We start from the raw sequence: 21397 nt of genomic DNA on the forward strand, positions 1-21397 counted from the left end.
CGCAGTCGGAACTGCTGCCCCGCGACCCGGCTTCCCCTTGAATTGGTGAAGCCTGCCAGCCTCTCAGAAACAGCAAGAATCTGAAATTAAGTTTTTTTAGTATGCGCAGATGGATGTGCTCCGGCACCCCTTTCCACTATATGCCTTGTAAAATATACCTTATTTACAGACCTACAGCGGCGTGATAAGGGGTTGGTCTCTCCTGCCAATTACTTCACAATAAAGTAAAGAATTATATAGCTGAAAAACAACAAATCCAGTCGCCCAGCAAGCGCTATTTATATATATAACGTTAAAAGTAACTCAAAATGCTGTCACAAAAAAAGCCCTCCAAAAATGGAGGGCTTCCTATGTTTGCTGCTGCCTGCGGTTTTAACTATTGCTTTACGGCGCTGGCAGTCGATTTGTCCTTGATGTTGGTTACGATGTACACGTATTTCGCACCGTCGGCAGCGTTAGAGTGTACCGTAATGGCCTTCTTCTGCTGCCCCATTTTACCGGCGCTGTTAAACTTGGCCGTAACGAAACCGGTTTTACCTGGCATCACAGGCTCTTTCGTCCAGTTCGGGGTGGTGCAACCGCAGGTTACGTCCACGCGCTCGATTACGAGCGGCTGCGTGCCTGTGTTGGTGAACTTGAACGTATGCTCTACCACGTCGCCCTGTGCGATGTCGCCGAAATTGTGCTCAATTTCCTCAAAAGTAAGCGCCGGGCCATTCTTCGCCTGCTCCTGCGGGGCTGTCGCCTTGGCTTTTGGTTGTTCCTGCGCCAAAGTGCTACCAGCTACCAAGGCCGCAAAAGCAAAAGAAAGAAGTACTTTTTTCATCTATATAAAGGGTTAAGGTTGTTGCAATAGCTATTATACTAAATTTTTATCAAAACGATGCAAAATAGCGTTTTGTTTTCTTAGTCAACTAATAATTGTTGGTTAAAGTTCAGCAGGTACAGTTCTTCAGAAGACCGGGTAAGCGCTGTATAGAGCCAGCGGGCAAACTCTTCATTCACCATGTCCTCCTTCAGGAAACCCTGATCCACAAACACGGCCTTCCACTGGCCGCCCTGTGCCTTGTGGCAGGTAAGGGCGTAGGCGAACTTCACCTGCAGCGCGTTCAGGTAGGGGTTTTTCTTCAGCTCCTTGCTGCGCTCGCGCTTGGTCGTGATCTCCATATAGTCCTGCAGCACCGCCTCATACAGCTTCTTGTTCTGGTCAGAGGGCAAGGCGGGCGTGTCTGAGTAGAGGGTGTCGAGCATGATCTTTACCTCTTCCTCCTGCGCGTCCGGGTAGTCCACGAAGCGGATGCGGATATCTGCAAAGCGGAACCCGTACATATCCTCATAGCGGATGATCTTGGTCACCTCCACAAAGTCGCCGTTGGCCATAAACCCGATATCAGAGTCCTTGGGCAGCCAGAAGTAGTTGTTGCGCACAATCATCAGGTAATCCCCCACGCCCAGCTCGTCTTCGGCGAAGAAGATACGCCGCCGCACGTGCTGGTTATACAGGTTTGCCGATTTATTGGAGCGGCAGATAATGATGGTGTTCTCGATGCCGAATTTGTCGTAGGCGTAACGCAGACCGTCCTCCAGCTTCTCGCCCGTCATCCTGAAAATGTCGCGCCAGCCTTTGGTGAAAAGCTTGATCTCAAGCGGGTCCTGCTTCATCTGGTCGCGGAGCTGCGTGGCGTTCATCAGGATACCGGAGGCCTCGGCCTGCCGCATGACCTGGCGCAGCTCCATCTGCTGCACATGGCACCAGAAGTTCTGCTTCAGGTACTCCGCATCAAGCGAAGGGCTCAGCGCCTGGCCAACCGGCGGCAGCTGCGCCGTGTCTCCTATCAGCAGCAGCTTGTTGTTTTTCTTATCGAACACAAAGCCCAGCAGGTCCTCCAGCAGCCCCTTGTCACCAAAACTGCTCTCATTCGAGATCATCGACGACTCATCTATGATATAGATCGTGTTGTCTGACTTGTTTGGCTGGCGGGTAAACGAAAGCCCCTCGGAATAGGGGTTTGACGTCTGGCGGTAGATCTTCTTGTGGATGGTGTGCGCAGGCGTGCCGCTGTAGCTGGCCATTACTTTGGCCGCCCGGCCTGTGGGCGCCAGCAGCACATACTTATAACCAAAGGTGTTCAGGATTTTCACGAGCGAAGTGACCACGGTGGTCTTGCCGGTTCCGGCGTAGCCTTTGAGCAAAAACACCTGCCGCTCCTCCTTTTTGGCAAGAATGAATTCTTCCAACTTTGTAAAAAGCTTTGCCTGGTCTTCTGTGGGTTCGAATGGGAAATTGTTCCGTAAGGCTTCTAAGGGGCGCATGAAATCGAGGGTAAAATGGCGACCGCACGCAACGGCAAGGGCGTAGCCGCTGAGAAGGATACACAAGGGGGAGAACGACGTGCTCTATCCCTTTCCAGCCACACCACGCCGGCCGCCACGCAGGTTGCTGTAAAGGTACAGCAGCCGGGGCTAAAGCGCAAAAAAAAGCCTTACACTATGGTAAGGCTTTTTAGATCTTCAAAACTGTGTATGATTAAGAACTAGGCTCTTTTTACATTAACAGCGTTTAGTCCTTTTCTTCCTTCCTGAAGTTCGTAGGTAACTTCGTCGTTTTCTCTGATCTCGTCAACAAGACCGCTAACGTGTACGAAATACTCTTGTCCTGTGCTTTCATCTTTAATGAACCCAAATCCTTTGGTCTCATTAAAGAACTTTACTACTCCTTTGTTCATGATATAATTTTATTTTTCCTAAAAGTACATAATAATGCCTAACAATGTTCACCAATTTCAAATTATTTGTCTTCCAGAGCCAAAAAAGATTTGAGAGCTGCCTGCAGAGGCAAAGAATTTGCGATCGATTTTATACACTACGCGGTATATCTGCTGGGGTTATGGTTGCCATGGTGGTTGTGGCCTTGGCTATGAGTATGTGCGTGTTATCTGCCTTCACCACGTACACCTCCGCCTCACAGAAGTTGAGCTTACGTCCGGGCTTGATCACGTAGCCCTTCGCCAACAGCCTCTCGCCCACACCCGGGTGAAAATAGGAAACCTTCAGCTCCGCCGTCACCACATGATGGTCTTTCGGCACGAGACTGACGGCGGCAAAGCCCGCCACGATGTCGGCAACCGTGGCGATCACGCCGCCGTGGGCGAAGCCTTTGTGCTGGCGGTGCTCCGGTGTCAATTTTAATTCGCCTTCTATCCGCCCAACCTCTATCTTTGTCACCTCAAAGCCCAGGAGCTTCATAAACCCCTGGTGCTCGAGTTTCTGCCGTATGTCCTGCTCAAAGTCAGGATTCAAAGTTTTGATCATGCCCTAAAAGTACTGCCTTATATATGATTCTCAAACCATGCCTCACTTGCCAAAGCTAAACCCCCATGCCGCTGCCTACGCCGATAAGCTGCGCGTGCGCGTGTGCGGCATCTGTATACAAGACAACAGGCTGCTGCTGGCGCGCCACGGCAGCACCATCGCCAACAATGCTTTCTGGGCACCGCCGGGGGGTGGCCTGCACTTCGGCGAAACGATGCAGGCGTGCCTGAAGCGCGAGCTGCTGGAAGAGACCGGCCTGGAGGTGAGGGTGGAGCGCTTCCTGTACGTGCAGGAGTTTCTGCAGCCGCCGCTGCACGCGGTCGAGTTCTTCTTCGAGGTGCGCGTTACCGGCGGGAGCCTCCGCACCGGCACCGACCCGGAGGCGGCAACCGGCGGGGCTTTGCTGGAGCACGTGCAGTGGCTGACGATCAAAGAGCTGCAGGCCATCCCCTACCAGGACAAGCACCGCACCTTGCAACTGCTGCTGTCGCTCGACGACCTGCTGGGCCTGAACCATTATTTTATACCCTAACGGGCGCCTTGCTGCCTTTTGCCATATTTTTTTTATACTTGCAGAAAGCGCCCCGGCGCAAAGCGGCTTTCTCCTTAACGTAGCTTAGTTTGACCACCATCAATACCCATTACCGGCTCTCCCACAAGATCGAAGACGAGGCTTTCGCCCTCTCGCAGGCGCCGTACTGCAATCTGTATATATCGCTTAGTCTAAAGGCCATCCGCTTTGCCGTGGCCGACACAGTGCGGAATAAGTTTGTGGTACTGGAGGATTATGAGCTGATAACGGTGTTCACGCCCCTTCAGATGGCAGAGCAACTGCGCCTGATTGCGGAGGAGAACCCGCTGCTGCAGGAAAAGCACTGGAACGTCGTACGGGCCTCGTTCAGTAACCAGCACTTTACGCTGGTACCCGAAACGCTCTATGACCCCGCGCACCAGCAGGACTACCTGCGCCTGCACAGCGAGCTGAACGCCCTGCAGGATGTGGTGCTCTCCTACCGCCACAGCGGACTGGAGGCCGTCAATATCTTTTCGGTGGACGCCACGGCTTATCAGGCACTTCAGGAGATCTTCCCCAGGCAACGGGTACAGGTGGTGCACCAGACCAGCGCCCTCATCCGCAGCATCCTCCACCACACCGACCACAGCCCTGGCCGCCAGATGAACATCTTCGTGGAGCGTAATTATGTCACCATCCTGGTAGTGAACCAGAGCGGGCTGGAGTTCTGCAATATTTTCCAGTACCAGAGCCCGGAGGACTTCATATACTTTATCGTGTTTGTGATGCAGGAGCAGAAGCTGAACCCGGAGCAGGAAACCTTAGTGGTGTGGGGCGACATCACGCATGATTCCGCGCTGTTCCATATCCTGCAGAAGTATATACGGCAGGTGAAACTGGGCAAGAAACCCGCGGATATAGAATACAGCTACAAATTCCACGACCTGTTCGAGCACCGCTACTTCGAGCTTTACAGCCTGCACCTGTGTGAGTGAAGTTCGTTGTTGATTGCTATTTGTTGAGTGTTAAAAGGTTTGATGGTTGAATTGTTTAATGGCTGCATGGTTGAAATAACAGTTATATATGATAAGGCCTTTATATCATATACCTGCACGCAAGCGGCAAACAGAAATTTACGCAAATTCCTTACTCAGTAACAATTGAACAATCGAACAATTTAACTTTACAGCAACCAACTTTCATCAACTAACAATCAACCCATGAAAAAAATCGCTTTGTTCCCCGGCTCCTTCGATCCATTTACTAACGGGCACTATGATGTGGTGATGCGCGGGGCAAAGCTGTTTGACGAGGTGATTGTGGCGATCGGGAACAACAGCAGCAAGCAGCGCTATATACCCGTCGAGAAGATGCATGATGTGATGGTACGCCTGTTTGCGAAGGAGGAGAACATCCAGGTGCAGACGTTTAAGGGGCTTACGGCGGAGTTCGCGCGGCAGGTTGGCGCACAGTTTCTGCTGCGGGGGCTGCGCAACACCACCGATTTTGAGTATGAGAACACCATCGCGCAGGCGAACCGGCAGGTGAACAACGACTTAGAGAGTGTGTTCCTCATCACCTCCCCGCAGCTTGCCGCCATCAGTTCCTCCATTATCCGGGAGATTCACCGCTTCGGCGGCAACGTAGATCAGTTTATACCTTTCCAGTTTTCAGAGATTGCAGATAGTGCCGGACAATAAAGGCGATGGAGGTATAGGCCTTTGGTAGCACCTCCAGCACCTCATCCGGCGTCATCCAGCGCACCTCCTCGATAAATTCCTCCGCCTGCGGCTTTATCAGGCTGTCGTCGGTGCAGTTCATGACGAACCAGCTGGTTTTCTTGAGGATCTTCTTGCCCTTGTAGGCGTACGAGTGCCAGGTCTTCGGAAGCTTGTCCACCACCTCCACTTGTATGTTGCACTCCTCCTCTACCTCGCGCAGGGCGCCAGCCTCTACCTCCTCTTTCTTGTTCAGTTTGCCTTTCGGCAGGTCCCAGACGCCCAGGCGGTATATCATCAGGATCTGTCCGTCCTTCAGCACGAGCCCCCCGGCCGCATTCACAATCTTAAACTGGTCCTTGAGGTGCTCGATGAGCTTGGTTTTTTTACTGGCAACGAGCGTAAGCGACCGCAGCTTTTTGAGTTTTTTCACCTCCATCAGCCGCACAATGCGATCGATCAGGAGAATATCGGCGTCTTTGATCAGCACGTCCCCGATCAGGTCTTTGGAGGTAAAGTGATCAGAAGCCTTCAGAATGAGATCATACTCGTGCTTGTACACCTTTTCTGAAGCCTTTTTCAGAATAAGGGGGATATCGTTGATAAAAACATTCATGCGCTTGGGTGGCTCTGATGAATCCGAAATTTACACAAATCAATAAATAAATCGCTGCAAACAAAATTCGCCGGCTCAAAAAGGAAGAATATTTATGTAAATTCGGCCATGGATTCGACAAACACAGCACTTCAGGTAGCAGCCTTCCTTTTAGAGACGGAGGCGGTAAAACTAAGCCCGGAAAAACCATTTAAGTGGAGCAGCGGCTGGAACTCTCCCATCTACTGCGATAACCGCGTAACCCTCTCCTTCCCCTATATACGCAGCTATATAAAACAGCAGCTGGCTGAGCTCATAAAGCAGCATTACCCTGGCGCGGAAGCCATCGCGGGGGTGGCAACGGCAGGTATCGCGCAGGGCGCCTTGGTGGCCGACCTGCTCGAGATGCCTTTTCTGTACGTGCGCCCGGAGCCGAAGAAGCACGGCATGGGTAACCAGATCGAGGGAAAGTTGCTGGCGGGGCAGCAGGTGGTGCTGGTGGAAGACCTGGTGTCAACGGGTGGCAGTTCCCTGAAGGCAGCCGAGGCCGTGAAGGCGGCCGGGGCCGAGGTGATCGGTATGGCGGCCATTTTCACCTACGGGTTTGCCGTGGCCGACGAGAACTTTAGCGAGGCCGGCATCCCGTTGCAATGCCTGAGCAATTACGACGCCCTGCTCGAAGCCGCCCTGGCCAATGGCTATATACCGGCCGCTGCCGTGGAAACCCTGGCACAGTGGCGCCAGTCGCCTGCAACATGGGGAAATATATAATTATTTAAAGACTATATAGATTCATTTCATTTGCCAACAAACTGAAAAAATTATATTTCTTTCTTTTGCAATCACACTAAAACTATAAGTAGCTTTGCAATATAACTTTCAGGCAAAGCAATGGATTTAAGTTCTCCCACCGTATTTTGGACAGCCTATACAGCTTGTAATATTCTGGCACTGATTGCCCTTGTAGTATGCCTGGAGAAGCCTTTGCTTGCACGTCTGGTATATTCGCTTTTCTTTGGTGCGGTTAGCGTGCTGCAGGCCTATATTGCCTTTTTCCAGCCAGAAGCCTATCTGGAACTGGCCAAATATACCCTTTTCCCGATTTACAAGTCTTTTATGCTTGGCTGGTTTGCGCAGCACACCCAGGTTTTTATACTTGGCATAGCCACGCTCCAGCTTTGGGTGGCCCTCAGCATCTGGGGCAAGGGGTGGGTTTTCCGATGCGGGGTCGTAGCGGGCATCCTCCTGCTGGCGCTCCTGCTCCCCATGGGACTCGGCGCCGCCTTCCCGGCCCCGCTTAACCTGGTCATCGGGCTCCGGCTTCTAATGAGCCGCCATTCCTCGGATTACCTCTGGCCGGTCTTTACCGAAAGGTACATCAAAACAAAAAGCTGTGTGAACGGGTAAAAGGTTTGTGGGTAGTGATAAAGAAGTAATGCTGGTTCAAAAATACAGCTACGGCTGCCCTCGCTCGCCTCTGGCGAGTGTGAGCTATAGGTCGGCCTCTGGCCGCTGAGAATCCATAACATAGAGTTAAACGAAGCAGAACGCCTCCTGATAACTCACACTCGCCAGAGGCGAGCGCAGGCATAGCATTACTTCTTTACCACTACCGGTTTGTGTATATACTAAAGACAGGTCTGCTCCCCTGTTATATATACCTCCATGTTATATATACCCCCAAATTGCTCTCTTGCAAAGGGAATTTTCATACTACCCCCCTTGCTGAATCTGACTCATGAAAATAGGCCTCCTATCCGACACCCACGCTTACCTCGACGACCAGATTCTGCGCCTTCTCTCAGACAGGGATGAGATATGGCACGCCGGCGACTTCGGAACGGCGGAGGTATCGGAGCGCCTGAGCGCCGTTGCGCCGCTGCGGGGTGTCTACGGCAACATAGACGGCCAGGACATCCGGCAGCTGCACCCCAAGGTGCAGCGCTTTGAGGTGAGTGGCTTGGACGTGCTGATGACACACATAGGCGGCTACCCGGGCCGGTACCATCCTGATGTGCGCGACCTGATCAAAATGCACCCTCCCCGGTTATATATCACCGGGCACTCCCATATACTGAAGGTGATGACCGATAAAAAGCTAAACAACCTGCTGCACATTAACCCCGGCGCGGCCGGCAGGCACGGCTTCCATAAGATGCGAACGATGGTGCGATTTAATGTGGAGGAAGGCCGGGTGCTGGACCTGCAGGTGATCGAGCTCGGCAAGCGGGCATAAAAAAAGTGTGCCTGCCGTGGCAAACACACTCTGAAGTCTTTTTAGTAAGCCGCCGCCATTTGCTGAAATAGCAGCGGCAGGCAGATGGGCTTACGTTCCCCTAAAAAGAACTACGCAGCGGGAGTTTCCTCTGGCTGTGCAGCAGGCGCTTCCGTAGTCTCCTCTTGCTTGTTTTTCGGAGCCTCACCGAACTGAGCTCTCAGCTCGTCCATGTCTACGTTCTTGATAACTGGCGTTAACAAAAGTTGCTTAATTCTTGCTACTCTGTTGTTTGCCCTCGCCTTATTCTTACGGTCTTTTCTTTTTAATCTAGTAACTCCCATCGTTGCAATAATTTAATTTGAACGGCAAAAGTAACTTATTAATTTTACAAAGTAAAGTATTTCCAGAACCAAATTGCTATGCAAATAACAGACTTGCGCTCCGACACCGTCACCAAACCGACCCCGGGCATGCTGCAGGCCATGTTCAGCGCGGAGGTGGGCGACGATGTGTACGGGGAAGACGCCTCCGTCAATGCCCTGGAGTCTAAAACTGCCGCCCTGTTCGGCATGGAGGCCGGCCTCTTCTGCCCTTCCGGCACCATGACGAACCAGATTGCCATAAAGGTGCACACGCAGCCACTCACCGAGGTCATCTGCGACATCACGGCGCACATATACCAGTACGAAGGCGGCGGTATTGCCTTTAACTCCGCCGCCTCAATGGCGCTGGTGCATGGCACACGGGGCAAGATGACGCCGCAGCAGGTAGAAGCGCATATCCGCCCGCCCGACAACATCCACTTCCCGGAAACAAAGCTGGTCGCCCTGGAGAATACCTGCAACAAAGGCGGCGGCACTTATTATAGTATAGAGGAGATCGCCGCGATTTCCCGGGTTTGCAGGCGCCACCAACTGGCCCTCCACCTCGACGGTGCCCGCGTGTTCAACGCCCTGGCCGCCTCGGGCGACAGCGCGCAGGACTACGGCAGGTATTTCGACAGCATCTCGGTGTGCCTTTCCAAAGGATTGGGCGCCCCCGTAGGATCTGTGCTGCTGGGGAGCAGCGGCTTTGTCAACCGGGCCCGCAGGGTGCGCAAAGTGCTCGGTGGCGGCATGCGCCAGGCCGGGTATCTCGCTGCCGCCTGCATCTATGCCCTCGACCACCATGTGGAGCGGCTGCAGGAGGACCACAGGAAAGCGAAAGAACTGGAAGCGGCACTGTTGCAGACCGACTATGTAGAGAGCGTGCTGCCCGTAGAAACGAACATTGTCATCTTCAGGCTGAATGCTGTATACAGCGACAAGGCTTTTGTGGATGCCCTCGCCAGCAAAGGCATCCGCGCCGCCAGCTTTGGCCCGCAGATGGTCCGCTTCGTGACGCACCTCGACGTAACCGAGCAAATGCTGCAACACACACTGCAGGTGTTACAGGCCTTGAGCAGGACGCCGGTAACTACTGCCTGAAGATATAGAACTATATATAAGGTGTAGAAACCATATATAAACAGAAAGCGCTGGGAAACCCCCGCGCTTTTTTTGTGTCCGGCCGCTTTCCCTTACACAAGCTGTTCGCCCCTACATCCTGCCCGGCGCTTCTACACCAGTAGCTTCACGCCTCTATATCCCCTTTTTCCTAAGCAGCTGCTTGCAAGTGGGCGAACAGAGTTGCTTGTTCTCAAGTTTATAGGGCCAAAGTAAAAACCGCCTTCTTTTCATTGATTAGTTGCGGCCATGCAGGAAGGCAGGGGTTGTTCACACATTTGGCTGCTTCACCCCCTCTTGCTGCAGCGCTTCCTTTCTTATTTTTTATATGCTTCTCTTATCAGGCGCCTACTCAGGCAAGCCGATTCTATAGCTTGCTTAAAAGCTTCTATCAAAACGCTTTAAAAAAATCCAATCCCACACCAAATCACCCCTTTTGGTAGCACCCTTTCAACATTCTACCCTTTGTTTTGAATATTTTACAAATTTTTATTGCACCCCCTATTGCATATATGGGGGCTATGCCATACTTTCATGAAAAATTAAACATTACCCCCTGTAAAAACATACCCTTAATTAAAAATCATGTATTATGAAAAAGATCGAAGCTATCATCAGAACATCCAAGTTTGAGGATGTGTATGAAGCCCTCACCGAGATCGGGATTGCCTTTATGTCTACTTATGACATCAAGGGTTTCGGTTCTGAGCACAGTTCCTCGCAGGTGTACAGGGGCACAACCTATAATGTGGGGTTTATTCCAAGAACCAAGATTGAGCTGATCGTGACAGAGGACCATGTAGACGACGTGGTGGCCACTATCCTGAAAGTAGCAAACACCGGCAAGGTGGGCGACGGCAAGATCTTTATCATGGATGTGGAGTCCGTTATCCGCATCCGAACCGGGGAAGTAGGGGAACTTGCCCTGTAGCACATCCTGCTGAACAAACACATCAACAAACAGAAATTAATTTAGAAACTTAACTTTTAAGCCATGTCACAAGAATTATTTGTCACGAACAACGTCTGGATGATGGTCTGCATCTTCCTGGTTTTCGTTATGCACCTTGGGTTTGCCACACTGGAGTCAGGCCTGGCCAGGTCAAAGAACACCGTGAACGTTCTCTTCAAAAACAGCATGATCCCGGCCATCGGCCTGATCACGTACGCACTGTGGGGCTTCTCCATGATGTACCCCGGCGAGAGCTTCGCAGGCAGCTTCTTCGGCTTCTCCGGCTTCGGTATTCCGCTGCCGGAAGGCGGTGAGACCTCTGCCTACAACGAAGGCTATACCTTCTGGACCGATTTCCTGTTCCAGGGCATGTTTGCCGCTACAGCCGCCACCATCGTGTCCGGTGCGGTGGCGGAGCGCATCAAGCTTTCCTCTTTCATCATTTTCTCTATCCTTTTTGTCGGTATTTGCTACCCGATTGTGGGCATGTGGAAATGGGGTGGCGGCTTCCTGAATACGCTGGAGGTGCCGTTCTATGATTTCGCAGGCTCTACCCTGGTACATTCCGTAGGCGGCTGGGGCGCGCTGGCGGGTATCATGCTCCTCGGTTCCAGGATCGGCAAGTACGTGGACGGCAAGATCAAGCCGATCCCGGGCCACAGCATCCCGCTGGCGACCATCGGCGTGTTCATTCTCTGGCTGGGCTGGTTCGGCTTTAACGGAGGCTCTGTCCTGTCAGCTGATCCCGGTGCCGTATCGCGCGTGCTGGTGATGACGTGCCTGGCAGCCGCTGCCGGCGCCATCGGTGGCTGTCTCCTTTCGCTGGTCATGTTCAAAGCAAGTGATATCACGATGGTGCTGAACGGCATACTGGCCGGGCTGGTGGGCATCACGGCCGGGGCCGACCAGATGGGCGTCACAGACTCCATCATCATTGGTCTGGTGGCCGGTGCGCTGGTGGTGCTGGCAGTGGCCTTCTTCGACCGCATTCGCCTCGACGACCCGGTGGGCGCGCTTTCCGTGCACCTGGTGTGCGGCATATGGGGCACGCTGGCCGTGGGGCTTTTCGGTAGCCTGGCGGGCATGGATCAGTTCATCAGCCAGCTTATCGGAATCGCCGCGATCGGTTTGTTCAGCTTCGGCTTTGCCTTCGTGGTGTGGTACGTGCTGAAGCTGACGATGGGGATACGGGTGAGTGCGAGAGAGGAAATAGAAGGCCTTGACATACACGAGCACAAAATGCACGCCTACCCTGATTTCAACGGAACCGGCTACGAGATGAGCCTGGACGAAAAGGAAATGATGGTGGCAGCCGCCACGCGCACCCAGAAAGAGTCCGGCAAGGCGGTCATATCCAAGTAAATTACCTATACCCGCTCCCTTAGTGACATGGAAGTAAAACAGGTGGTAATGCGGTCAGGCATTACCACCCTTTTACAAAAGCGAAGATGGCTGAACAAGTATTGCCCTCCACGCCCCATCCCATGTGAAAGAACAACACCCAGTCCTGAAAAAATCAGCATCCTCTTCAAAAACGGCAATTTGAGAAGCGGCGGCTGGCAGAACGGGTGCCCTCATACTTCTTCTAAAATACTCCTAACACAAAAGAAAAGATCATGAAAAGACTTTTATCACTCGTCGCAGCTACTTTCCTCGCAGGTGCAAATATAGCAAATGCCCAGGAAACGGCAACGGAAGAGACCAAAGGCGCTCTTACCATCAGTGGGTACGTGGATGCGTATTACCAGTACAACCTGAACAACCCGGAGTCAGGGCTGAACCAGGGCAGGGTATTCGACACGAAGCACAACAGCTTTGCCCTGGGCCTTGTGCAGACCATGTTCACCTACACCAAGGGGCGGGCAACGGTGGTAGCCGACCTTACCTTCGGGCCGAACGCGGAGCTCGGCAACTTCGGCAACGAGGGCACGGCGCGCATCATCAAGCAGGCCTACCTTTCCTACGACCTCACGCCGAAGCTTAATTTCACCATCGGGCAGTACGGCACGCACATCGGGTACGAGCTGATCGACGCGCCGCTGAACTACAACTACAGCCTGTCCTACCTTTTCGGAAACGGACCTTTTTACCACACCGGCGCCAAGCTGAACTATGCAGCAAGCGAAAAGCTGGGACTGATGGTGGGCGTGGTAAACGGCTGGGACGGCCTGTCGGACTTCAACAACAAGAAGTCAATCACGGCGCAGGCGCACATCACGCCGGTCGCAGGGTTTGATGTGTTCGTGAACTGGATTGGGGGTGATGAGTACAACACACTCTCTAACTTCGGGGACGGCGAGGGATCCTACACCAGCCTTTACGACCTCACTACCTCTTACCAGCTGAACGAAGCGCTGAAGGTCGGCATTAATGCGGCTTACGGCGCCTTCTACTCCGGTAACTCAGAGATCGATCCGGAAAACCCCTGGTCTGACGATGCCAAGTGGGGAGGCGGCGCACTCTATATAAACTACGCTGCCAGCCCTGTCTTCGGGCTTGGTCTTCGCACCGAGTACTTCTCTGACCCGGAAGGCGTCCGTTACTTCGGACCGCTACAGGTTGCTTCGCTCACCCTTACAGGGGATATAAAAGTGGCCGACGGAAACCTCAACATCAAGCCGGAGATACGCTTCGACAAAGCAAGCGATGACTTTTTCGAGAGCTCCAACGGGTTATATAACAAGCAGAGCCAGACAACATTTGGGGCTGCCTTTATCTACTCTTTCAGCACCGAGTAGGAAGCGCTGCGTCTGAAATACGCTATTTGCTGCAACTCAGGCAGCCTTCAGGTGAGCAGCAAAGTAGTCTGGAATTCCAGCTGCTTTGCTGCTCACTTTTTATATATAGCCATCCTGATTCTGATCACGCCCGGGAGCATGCCTGTAGAAGCTGCTCTGACGTTGGCAGGGATGCATCTATTTTCTTTGACAACTTTGCCCTATACAACCACAACATTACTATTGGTTGGCAAACTCATGAAATTTTAGGTACTTGAGTCAAAATGGTAACACGCTATGATACCTGACTTCCCTTCGCCCGAAATAATGGCAGTACTGGCCAACGACCCGATCATGGCGGACATCATCCGCCGGGGCCGCCCCCTTACCTCCTCCAGGTCAGAAGACCTGTACTACAAACTGCTGAGCGCTATCGTGTCGCAACAGTTGAGCACGAAGGTGGCTGCCGTAATCTTCAGGCGGTTCACCGCCCTGTTCCCCGAGGATTACCCCCACCCGCAGCTGGTGCTGGAGGCGCCCGACGAGCTGCTGCGCGGAGCGGGGCTTTCTTTCCAGAAGATCGGGTACGTGCGGAATGTGGCTTCTTTTGCGGCAGCTGGACACATGGCACACGCCGCCATTGATGCTATGGAAAGCGAGGACCTGATCAAACACCTGACGCAGATCAAGGGCGTGGGCCGCTGGACGGTGGAGATGCTGCTGATGTTTGCCCTGGAGCGGCCCGATGTGTTTCCGGTGGATGACCTCGGCATACAGAACGCCATGAAACGCCACTACGGGCTAGCTGAATCGGGTAAGGCCCTGCTACTTCGCATGCAGGGCATTGCCGAAAGCTGGCGGCCCTACCGCACCATCGCAAGCAAGTACCTGTGGCAGTCGCTGGATAATATGCCGAAGTAGCAGGTAAAGCAGCAACTACAGTGGGTGGTTATCTTCAGGTTTATATATGGCTGCCGAAAAGCGTGGCTAGGGCGGAGTCATATATAACGCTTGTTAATTTACATTCTGCTTGCAACGGTTTCCTGTAAAATCAGCTCTCCCTATATATACCCCCAATTACGGCCTATGAAAAAAGTATTTTCCGCATTTCTGTGCACGCTGCTGCTTATTTTGCTTTTCTCTTGCGATCGGGAGAATGAGGTTGCACCTGTGGAGGAAACGCTGCCGCTGCAGGTAGGGAATGAGTGGGTATATGAGGTAACCGACTTCGACACCAGCGCAAAGCCTCTGACGAAAAGCTCCTACAGAAACTCCGTCATCAGGGACACGCTTATCCATCGCAGCACCTGGTACATCTTAAGCAGTGGCAGCATTGTGCAGAACAGCAAAGAGGGCTACGTGTATTATAATGAGGCCGGAGACCAGCCCGTGATGATATACCAGTGCCCCGGCTACGGCGGCATCGGCTATATGTATGAATACCCCGGTTACGAAATGTGGGTGCTGACCACCCGAAGCCAGCAGCCGGACACCATTACGGCTGCCGCCGAAACATATGCCAGCTACCTGTTCAGCATTGAGAAACAGTATATATCCCCGAACAATGCAGCCACCAACACCCTCAAACAACACGATTATGTAGCCCCTGACATCGGGCTGGTGCGCTCAGACAGGTACTATGTGAATTCTGATAATGTCATGCAACGCCATGAACTGGTGCGTTATACGCTCAGGTGATGCATGGTGTCCCATTGCTGCTTTCAGCCTGCCCAGCCCTATAGGATCTTGTAGACTAAGGAAAACCCGTTTTTACCCTCCGAATTGCAGGCAAAAATGAAGCAGAGAATGCGGCAAAATCATCTCACCTTCCCCCGCTTTACGAGGTAGGCGTAGAGCACCTTGTCAAACGGCTCGCTGATATCCACCGGCACAAAGTCGATCTTATACTGCCCGCATTTCAGCTCCAGCTCGCGTTTGTAGTTTTCGATAGCGGCGCGGTAGTGTTCCCGCACCTGCGAGGGTTGCAGCTTCAGCTCCTGCCCTGTCTCCACGTCCACGAACACATAGGGGCGCTCGGCGAAGTCAAACTCCTCCTCTGTTTTCTTGTCCATTACATGGAAGATCAGCACCTCGTGGTTCTGGTGCTTCAGGTGCTGGAGCGCGGCAAAAATCTCCTCCAGATTATCCTGCCGGCTGAGCATGTCGCTGAAGATGATGACGAGGGAGCGCTTCGGTATCTGCTGCGCGATCAGGTGCACCACCTCGGCCACATTCGTGTCGTGGGCAGTGGGTTTCTGCTCCAGTTGTTTTTGCAGCAGCAGCAGCAGCGTGTGCAGGTGCGAGCCCGTGGAGCGCACCGGCGTCTGCAGCTCTATTTTATCCGAGAAAGTAACCAGGCCCACCGCATCGCGCTGCTTGCGGAGCAGGGTGGCGAGGGCAGCGGCGCATAGCGCGGAGAAGGTAAGCTTGCCGTTGTTTTCGGTGGGGTAATACATCGACGGCGACACGTCCAGCAGCATGTGGCAGCGCAGGTTGGTTTCCTCCTCGTAGCGCTTCACAAAGAGCTTGTCGGTGCGGGCAAACACTTTCCAGTCGATGTGGCGGGTGCTCTCGCCGCTGTTGTAGAGCCGGTGCTCCGAAAACTCCACCGAAAAGCCATGGTAAGGCGACTGGTGCAAGCCCGTGATAAAGCCCTCCACCAGCTGCTTGGCAAGAAACTCCATGTTCTTAAACTTCTGAACATCAGCAAGGGTGAGGGGCGTCTTCATGCAATTTGGGTGTATTTAGTGAGAGGCACTCCTCTCTGAAACGGCGGTGGGCGCCTGTTGTTGCTCCGCCCCGTCGTTTTTCACTTCCTCAAGCTTCACCGTGGCTTTCCCGTCGCGGATCATGTTAATGGCCTCGGCGGCGGCGCGCGAAAGGTCGATGATGTTGTGCCGGTGCCGGGCCTTGCGGTCATTTACCCGCACCACCACCGAGCTGCCGTTTCCCAGGTTACGCACAAGCAGCCTGGTGCCGAACGGAAGTGTGGGGTGCGCGGCGGTCAGCAGGCTTTTATCGTAGCGCTCCCCGCTGGCAGTGGCGCGGCCCTGCATGTGGTCGGCATAGAAAGAGGCCGTCCCCTCGGCCTTATAGCCAGCGGCGCTGTGAAAGAAAGAGAGGACAAAGAGGAGTACTATCGAACATATCTGCACAGGAATCGATTTGGACCAACTGCAAATATAACGGGAAAAAATTATCTTAAATTTTAAATTCGAAGATTTTTATATATCGGATATATATGTTACTTTTAGCTTCACAAAGTTGAATTTAACGTTTATAACGGTGGAAGAGAACAACGAAAAAGCAGAAATTTATTCCCAGAGAGTAAGAGCCGGGAAAAGAACGTATTTCTTTGATGTGAAGTCGACTCGCTCGAATGACTATTACGTGACTATTACGGAAAGCAAGCGGAAGTTCAACGAGGATAATTTCTCCTACGAGAAGCACAAGATTTTCCTGTATAAAGAGGACTTCGTGAAATTCATGGATGCCCTGCAGGGAACAATTGACCACGTTAAATCTGAACTTTTGACTGAAGAAGCCCTGGCCGCCCTCGAAGCACCTGTTGCCGAGACAGTGGAGACCGCTGAGGCAGCTCCTTCTTTCGACAACGACCTGAAGTGGGAATAACACCCGAACCTGACTTCCTATAAAAACAACCGAACCCATGGCTCCGTCATGGGTTTCCTCTTTTTAATGCCCTCCCCTGCGGCAGGGAGCTGCAGGGCCGCCAAAATTTTTCGTATATTTGCGCCCTGATTAAAAACAATATTTATAATGGGACTCAGATGCGGAATTGTCGGACTGCCTAATGTGGGCAAGTCTACGTTGTTCAACGCTATTTCTAATGCCAAGGCAGAATCTGCCAACTATCCTTTCTGTACGATAGAGCCTAACGTGGGCGTGATCACGGTGCCCGACGAGCGCCTGCGCATCCTCGAGGAGCTGGTGCACCCGGAGCGCGTGCTGCCCACCGTGATCGAGTTCGTGGACATTGCCGGCCTTGTGAAAGGCGCCAGCAAGGGCGAGGGACTGGGTAACAAGTTCCTGGCCAACATCCGCGAGGTGGACGCCATCATCCACGTGGTGCGCTGCTTCGAGGACCCGAACATCGTGCACGTGGACGGCAAGGTAGACCCGGTTGCTGACAAGGAGATCATCGACACCGAGCTGCAGCTGAAGGACCTGGAGTCGGTGGACAAGAAGATACAGAAGGTGGTGCGGGCCGCTAAATCCGGCGATGCGAAAGCAAAGAAAGAACTCGCCAGCCTGGAGAAATACAAGGCGCACCTCGAATCCGGCCTGAACGCCCGCAGCCTGGAGGTAACGGAAGAGGACAAGGAAGCCGTGGACGACCTGAAGCTGCTGACCGACAAGCCCGTGATATATGCCGCGAACGTAGACGAGGGCTCTATGATAAACGGCAACAAGTTTTCGGAGGGTTTGCGCGAGCACGTGAAGAACGAGAATGCGCAGGTGGTGCTGATCTCCGCCTCCATCGAGGCCCAGATCGCGGAACTCACGGACCCGGAGGAGAAAGCGATGTTCCTGGCGGAGTATGGCCTGGAGGAGTCCGGCCTGAACAAGCTCATCAAGGCGTCTTACGAACTGCTGAACCTGGTGACCTACTTCACAGCCGGTGTAAAGGAAGTGCGCGCCTGGACGATCGGCCGCGGCTGGAAAGCCCCGCAGGCGGCTGGCGTCATCCACTCCGACTTCGAGAAAGGCTTCATTCGTGCCGAGGTCATCAAGCTGCACGATTACCAGGAATACAAGACAGAAGCAAAAATAAAGGAGGCCGGAAAGATGGCCGTGGAAGGGAAAGACTACGTGGTGAAGGATGGTGATATCATGCACTTCCGCTTCAACGTGTAATCCCAGACTCTATATATGGCAAAAGCCCCCGGATATAGAATCCGGGGGCTTTTGCCATATATAGATCAGCCAATAAAATTACATGGTGCCGTAATATCTGTCGTTTCGGGTGGTGTACTCGTCATTTGTTATCGTGCCGTCCGCATCGTTGTCCCACAAGCCAAAGATGCCATCGGTGTACTCCCGCTCGTTCAGCATTTTGTCGCCGTCTTTGTCCCAGTCGCCGTAATAGTTGTTCTTCGCGGCACCGGTTCGGAACTCATCTTCATCCAGCTTCATGTCATTGTTGGCATCCCAGTCAGCCCAGTTCTGACCTTCCAACCCGAAATCCCTGGTGGCATTGTTCCACTCGTCTTCATCCAGGGCTTCATCGTCGTTCACGTCCCAGGTATCGTAGTAACTGCCATAGAACTCGTTTTCGTCCAGCAGGTTATCGTCGTTTTCGTCCCACTCCTCATAGCGGTCGTTGGAGGCGAAGGTGGTGTTAAAGCGGTTGTTGTCCCAGTTATCCATTACCCCGGCATCATCCTCCACGGCAGCCGTTTCCTCCATTACCTCTGTGTCTTCCACAGTGTCTGTGCCGCCGCACGACACCATCGTTACCACGAGTGTGCAGCAAAGGCCTGACCGAAAAAGTTTCCAAGGGTTTAATTCATTCGTCTTCATAGTCGTTGGTTTTAGTTCGAAATAACTCTATACTAAAGTTTTACGGGTTTTGCTCGTGATAAGGTTTTGAATGCGCTGCATCCCTCCGCAATTCCCTAAAGCCATATAGTGCCATCTGCTGCTCCGCAAACCGGCGGCACGTACACTAAAACAGGGGTTCGTACAAGGTTAATTTCCGGCACTGCCAGGCAGTTCACTCCTGTGGTTCCTCCCTATTTCCTGTTAAAGAAAAGCTGCTCATACCCGATCAGCAGGTCGGCTCTGGTGCCGGGCGGGCGGTAGTAGATGAGGATATCGTAGATGTTGTCTGTTTCAAAATGGCTGCCCTCAAAGAAGCTGGCGTCAGGCGCGGCGGCGGCATTGGGCTTAAGGGCGTAATAGTAGTTGTAGTAGCCTTGCTTCAACAGCAGTCGACCCGAGTAAACCCCGCGCTCTATATCGAACAGCAGCTGGGCTTCTTCCTGCTGCGACCAGTCCGTCAGCTCGCCTTGAACATATACCTCGCCCGGGGCCTTGGTGCCTGTCTCCAGCTCGAAGTCGACCCAGGTATAGTCTCCGTTCACGCCAGCGTTGCCATACTGCTTGTTGCCGAAAATCCGCATGCCGTTTATATCCGGGTCCTGCGTGTACGCCACCGTCTGCCGGCTTTTGTCCGGCACCAGGTTCACCTCGATGGGGCTTGCCTCCAGGTTGATACTCTGCACACCGATGCTGCGGAAGTTAAGGCTGCGCGTATCAAAAGCCCGGAACTCACTCAACCCCTTGAACTGCTGCTTCGGCTCGAAGAAAACATACTCCAGGCGGCGCTGCGCATCGTGTATATAGGTTGGTTTGGGGATAACCATGGCGTTGTCCCAGCGGTAGTTCTGGCGCATGACGGCTTTTACCTCCATCGCCGGGTTCACCAGCTCAAAGTCGGGGTGCATTACGTTAAACTCGATGGGCTGGCGGGTCTCCCGGCCGCCCGGCCCGATGGGGGAACCCAGCTTCGCCGTCACCACCACGCCGTCCTGGTACACCATCGCGCGCTGCGTCAGCAGGGTATTGCCGCCTTCCTCCTGCACCACGAGCAGGTAATTCCCGCTGATGCGCACCCGCGGCATCACAAACCGGTAATGCACGTAAGGGATGCGGGTGTTCACCGATATCTGGGCGTCAGTAATGATGAACTCATTGAAGTCGTACAGAAACTGGGTGTCATTTAAGGTGGAGGGCGTCCAGTTGGCGTCGCAGTGGCGAAGCTTTACGAGCAGGCGCTGCTGCCGGGCGTTCAGGCGGTCGAACTCCAGCACAATCGGTCGCTCCTGGCTCAGCGGGGTCACGGCCGGGTTCAGCACCTCATCCTCCCTGCCGGAGGCGAGGTACGCCTGCACCGACTTAATGCTCTCGTCATATACATGATCCTCGTAGCGCAACTGCGTGGCGGGGCTGGAAGAGGTGGCGCCGCTGCCGCTTTGGCCCTGCTGCTCGATGGGCACGCAGGATACAAGCCCGAAGGCAATCAGAGAGGCGATAAGGTACGTGTGGGTCAGTTTTCTCAGCATTCGGTATAAGATATGGCCGCAGCCGGTGCAACGGCCGCTTCGTCAGAACGAAGATAGCAAAATAAATTTTTCAACCGGCTTCGGCTGTCAGCGGCAGGCGGTACCACAGGCTCTAAGTGTTATTCGATCGCGCGATTTAAACTGCCGCACATATTCCTGCGCGCCGGCAAAAAGAAAATGGAAGAGACCCGGGCTTCCCTGCACCAGCGCTGGCAAGAGGGACAACGCTGAAATCCGTAGGCGGAGTTACTTATATATAAATGCCAGCCTTACTGCAAAAAAAATTGTGCCGTATACAGAGGCAGCAGGAAAATTTTAGAGCTCCTCCATCTCAGTGACAATGGATAGCCCTGCCTCCAGTGTTTTCTGAACAGGGCATTTGGAGGAGATAATCTTGAGGCGCTTGCGCTGCTCCTCTGTCAGGTCGCCGGTGAGGCGGAGGTACTTGTTTACCTGGCTCAGCCTGGCTGTTTCGTCTTCGCAGTTCGCGCAGTCGTCGGTGTGCACCCGGCTGTGGCGCAGTCTCACCTCGGCCCGCTCCAGGGGCCAGCCTTTGCGATTCGCATACATATGCAGCGTTATTACGGTGCAGGCACCGAGTGCGCTCAGGATGTAATCATAGGGGTCTGCCCCTGTTTTCACACCGGTCACGGCGCTTGACTCATCCAGCACCATGGTATCGGCGCCTGCCCTGATGTTGGCTATAAACGGCGCACTGCTATCGGCGCTTACCCAAACGCCCCCTTCCTGCTCTTTCTCTCCCATGATATGATTTGGTTAGTTTGATTCTCCTTATAAG

General features: G+C 53.4%; 25 protein-coding genes. 14 read left to right on the top strand and 11 right to left on the bottom strand.

The window, feature by feature from the left end:
- Positions 1 to 376 precede the first annotated feature (376 nt).
- From ABD920_RS14780 to ABD920_RS14795, 4 genes are all read right to left on the bottom strand, one after another.
- On the bottom strand, positions 377 to 826 hold the full coding sequence (locus tag ABD920_RS14780; protein WP_345160120.1) for a DUF1573 domain-containing protein: 450 nt from the start codon (positions 824 to 826) through the stop codon (positions 377 to 379).
- A gap of 80 nt (positions 827 to 906) precedes the next feature.
- On the bottom strand, positions 907 to 2313 hold the full coding sequence (locus tag ABD920_RS14785; RefSeq protein ID WP_345160122.1) for an ATP-dependent DNA helicase: 1407 nt from the start codon (positions 2311 to 2313) through the stop codon (positions 907 to 909).
- Positions 2314 to 2534: 221 nt separating this feature from the next.
- A complete protein-coding gene (locus tag ABD920_RS14790; RefSeq protein ID WP_115564124.1) occupies positions 2535 to 2726 on the bottom strand; it encodes a cold-shock protein in 192 nt (63 codons plus the stop codon).
- A gap of 130 nt (positions 2727 to 2856) precedes the next feature.
- On the bottom strand, positions 2857 to 3312 hold the full coding sequence (locus tag ABD920_RS14795) for a PaaI family thioesterase (protein WP_345160125.1): 456 nt from the start codon (positions 3310 to 3312) through the stop codon (positions 2857 to 2859).
- Positions 3313 to 3349: 37 nt separating this feature from the next.
- Between ABD920_RS14795 and ABD920_RS14800 the strand changes: the two genes are divergently transcribed.
- The 3 genes from ABD920_RS14800 (at position 3350) to coaD (ending at position 5526) form a co-directional block, all read left to right on the top strand.
- A complete protein-coding gene (locus tag ABD920_RS14800) occupies positions 3350 to 3844 on the top strand; it encodes an NUDIX domain-containing protein (protein WP_425568629.1) in 495 nt (164 codons plus the stop codon).
- A gap of 89 nt (positions 3845 to 3933) precedes the next feature.
- Entirely contained in the window at positions 3934 to 4821 is an 888-nt protein-coding gene (locus ABD920_RS14805) for a DUF3822 family protein (protein ID WP_345160128.1), read from the top strand.
- Positions 4822 to 5046: 225 nt separating this feature from the next.
- Positions 5047 to 5526, top strand: coding sequence for a pantetheine-phosphate adenylyltransferase (coaD, locus tag ABD920_RS14810; RefSeq protein WP_345160129.1), 480 nt, complete (start codon positions 5047 to 5049; stop codon positions 5524 to 5526).
- Here coaD and ABD920_RS14815 read toward each other — a convergent pair.
- Positions 5480 to 6160, bottom strand: coding sequence for an NUDIX hydrolase (locus tag ABD920_RS14815; RefSeq protein ID WP_345160131.1), 681 nt, complete (start codon positions 6158 to 6160; stop codon positions 5480 to 5482). The genes coaD and ABD920_RS14815 overlap by 47 nt on opposite strands.
- Positions 6161 to 6268: 108 nt before the next feature.
- On the opposite strand from ABD920_RS14815, the gene pyrE reads away from it, so the two are divergent.
- The 3 genes from pyrE (at position 6269) to ABD920_RS14830 (ending at position 8375) form a co-directional block, all read left to right on the top strand.
- Positions 6269 to 6910 (top strand): orotate phosphoribosyltransferase, encoded by a 642-nt coding sequence (gene pyrE / locus ABD920_RS14820; RefSeq protein ID WP_345160133.1) that lies wholly within the window; start codon positions 6269 to 6271, stop codon positions 6908 to 6910.
- Between the two features lie 120 nt (positions 6911 to 7030).
- The gene (locus tag ABD920_RS14825) at positions 7031 to 7546 is read left to right on the top strand and encodes a hypothetical protein (RefSeq protein WP_345160135.1); all 516 of its coding nucleotides are present in this window, start codon (positions 7031 to 7033) and stop codon (positions 7544 to 7546) included.
- Positions 7547 to 7877: 331 nt separating this feature from the next.
- A complete protein-coding gene (locus tag ABD920_RS14830) occupies positions 7878 to 8375 on the top strand; it encodes a metallophosphoesterase family protein (RefSeq protein ID WP_345160136.1) in 498 nt (165 codons plus the stop codon).
- Between the two features lie 110 nt (positions 8376 to 8485).
- On the opposite strand, the gene ABD920_RS14835 is transcribed toward ABD920_RS14830, so the two are convergent.
- Positions 8486 to 8698: a hypothetical protein gene (locus tag ABD920_RS14835; RefSeq protein WP_345160137.1), complete on the bottom strand. Its 213-nt coding sequence runs from the start codon at positions 8696 to 8698 to the stop codon at positions 8486 to 8488.
- A 78-nt stretch (positions 8699 to 8776) separates the two neighbouring features.
- Here ABD920_RS14835 and ABD920_RS14840 point away from each other — a divergent pair, with 78 nt between their 5' ends.
- The 6 genes from ABD920_RS14840 to ABD920_RS14865 all read left to right on the top strand — a co-directional run bounded on the left by ABD920_RS14840 (position 8777) and on the right by ABD920_RS14865 (position 15208).
- Positions 8777 to 9823 (top strand): threonine aldolase family protein, encoded by a 1047-nt coding sequence (locus ABD920_RS14840; RefSeq protein ID WP_345160139.1) that lies wholly within the window; start codon positions 8777 to 8779, stop codon positions 9821 to 9823.
- Between the two features lie 610 nt (positions 9824 to 10433).
- Positions 10434 to 10772 carry a P-II family nitrogen regulator gene (locus ABD920_RS14845; protein ID WP_345160140.1) on the top strand — a complete coding sequence of 113 codons (339 nt, stop codon included), beginning with the start codon at positions 10434 to 10436 and terminating at the stop codon, positions 10770 to 10772.
- A gap of 63 nt (positions 10773 to 10835) precedes the next feature.
- Positions 10836 to 12155 (top strand): ammonium transporter, encoded by a 1320-nt coding sequence (locus tag ABD920_RS14850; RefSeq protein WP_345160141.1) that lies wholly within the window; start codon positions 10836 to 10838, stop codon positions 12153 to 12155.
- Positions 12156 to 12409: 254 nt separating this feature from the next.
- Positions 12410 to 13531: a porin gene (locus ABD920_RS14855; protein WP_345160142.1), complete on the top strand. Its 1122-nt coding sequence runs from the start codon at positions 12410 to 12412 to the stop codon at positions 13529 to 13531.
- A 276-nt stretch (positions 13532 to 13807) separates the two neighbouring features.
- A complete protein-coding gene (locus tag ABD920_RS14860) occupies positions 13808 to 14431 on the top strand; it encodes a DNA-3-methyladenine glycosylase family protein (protein ID WP_345160143.1) in 624 nt (207 codons plus the stop codon).
- A gap of 165 nt (positions 14432 to 14596) precedes the next feature.
- Positions 14597 to 15208: a hypothetical protein gene (locus ABD920_RS14865; RefSeq protein WP_345160144.1), complete on the top strand. Its 612-nt coding sequence runs from the start codon at positions 14597 to 14599 to the stop codon at positions 15206 to 15208.
- Between the two features lie 119 nt (positions 15209 to 15327).
- Here the strand turns inward: ABD920_RS14865 and ABD920_RS14870 are convergent, their stop codons facing one another.
- Together ABD920_RS14870 and ABD920_RS14875 are read right to left on the bottom strand one after the other, a co-directional pair.
- A complete protein-coding gene (locus ABD920_RS14870) occupies positions 15328 to 16239 on the bottom strand; it encodes a DUF58 domain-containing protein (RefSeq protein WP_345160146.1) in 912 nt (303 codons plus the stop codon).
- A gap of 15 nt (positions 16240 to 16254) precedes the next feature.
- Positions 16255 to 16665: a septal ring lytic transglycosylase RlpA family protein gene (locus ABD920_RS14875; RefSeq protein WP_345160148.1), complete on the bottom strand. Its 411-nt coding sequence runs from the start codon at positions 16663 to 16665 to the stop codon at positions 16255 to 16257.
- A gap of 130 nt (positions 16666 to 16795) precedes the next feature.
- On the opposite strand from ABD920_RS14875, the gene ABD920_RS14880 reads away from it, so the two are divergent.
- On the top strand, positions 16796 to 17143 hold the full coding sequence (locus ABD920_RS14880; RefSeq protein WP_345160800.1) for a DUF3276 family protein: 348 nt from the start codon (positions 16796 to 16798) through the stop codon (positions 17141 to 17143).
- A 147-nt stretch (positions 17144 to 17290) separates the two neighbouring features.
- Positions 17291 to 18388, top strand: coding sequence for a redox-regulated ATPase YchF (ychF, locus tag ABD920_RS14885; protein ID WP_345160149.1), 1098 nt, complete (start codon positions 17291 to 17293; stop codon positions 18386 to 18388).
- 78 nt (positions 18389 to 18466) lie between these two features.
- Here ychF and ABD920_RS14890 read toward each other — a convergent pair whose 3' ends face one another.
- From ABD920_RS14890 to ABD920_RS14900, 3 genes are all read right to left on the bottom strand, one after another.
- Positions 18467 to 19054 (bottom strand): CREC-EF hand family protein, encoded by a 588-nt coding sequence (locus tag ABD920_RS14890; protein ID WP_345160151.1) that lies wholly within the window; start codon positions 19052 to 19054, stop codon positions 18467 to 18469.
- A gap of 212 nt (positions 19055 to 19266) precedes the next feature.
- Entirely contained in the window at positions 19267 to 20598 is a 1332-nt protein-coding gene (locus ABD920_RS14895) for a type IX secretion system plug protein (protein ID WP_345160152.1), read from the bottom strand.
- A 315-nt stretch (positions 20599 to 20913) separates the two neighbouring features.
- Positions 20914 to 21363, bottom strand: a complete 450-nt coding sequence (locus ABD920_RS14900) for an OsmC family protein (RefSeq protein ID WP_345160153.1) — start codon at positions 21361 to 21363, stop codon at positions 20914 to 20916.
- Positions 21364 to 21397 lie beyond the last annotated feature (34 nt).

It is taken from the genome of Pontibacter saemangeumensis (assembly GCF_039541895.1).
GTDB classification, from domain to species: domain Bacteria; phylum Bacteroidota; class Bacteroidia; order Cytophagales; family Hymenobacteraceae; genus Pontibacter; species Pontibacter saemangeumensis.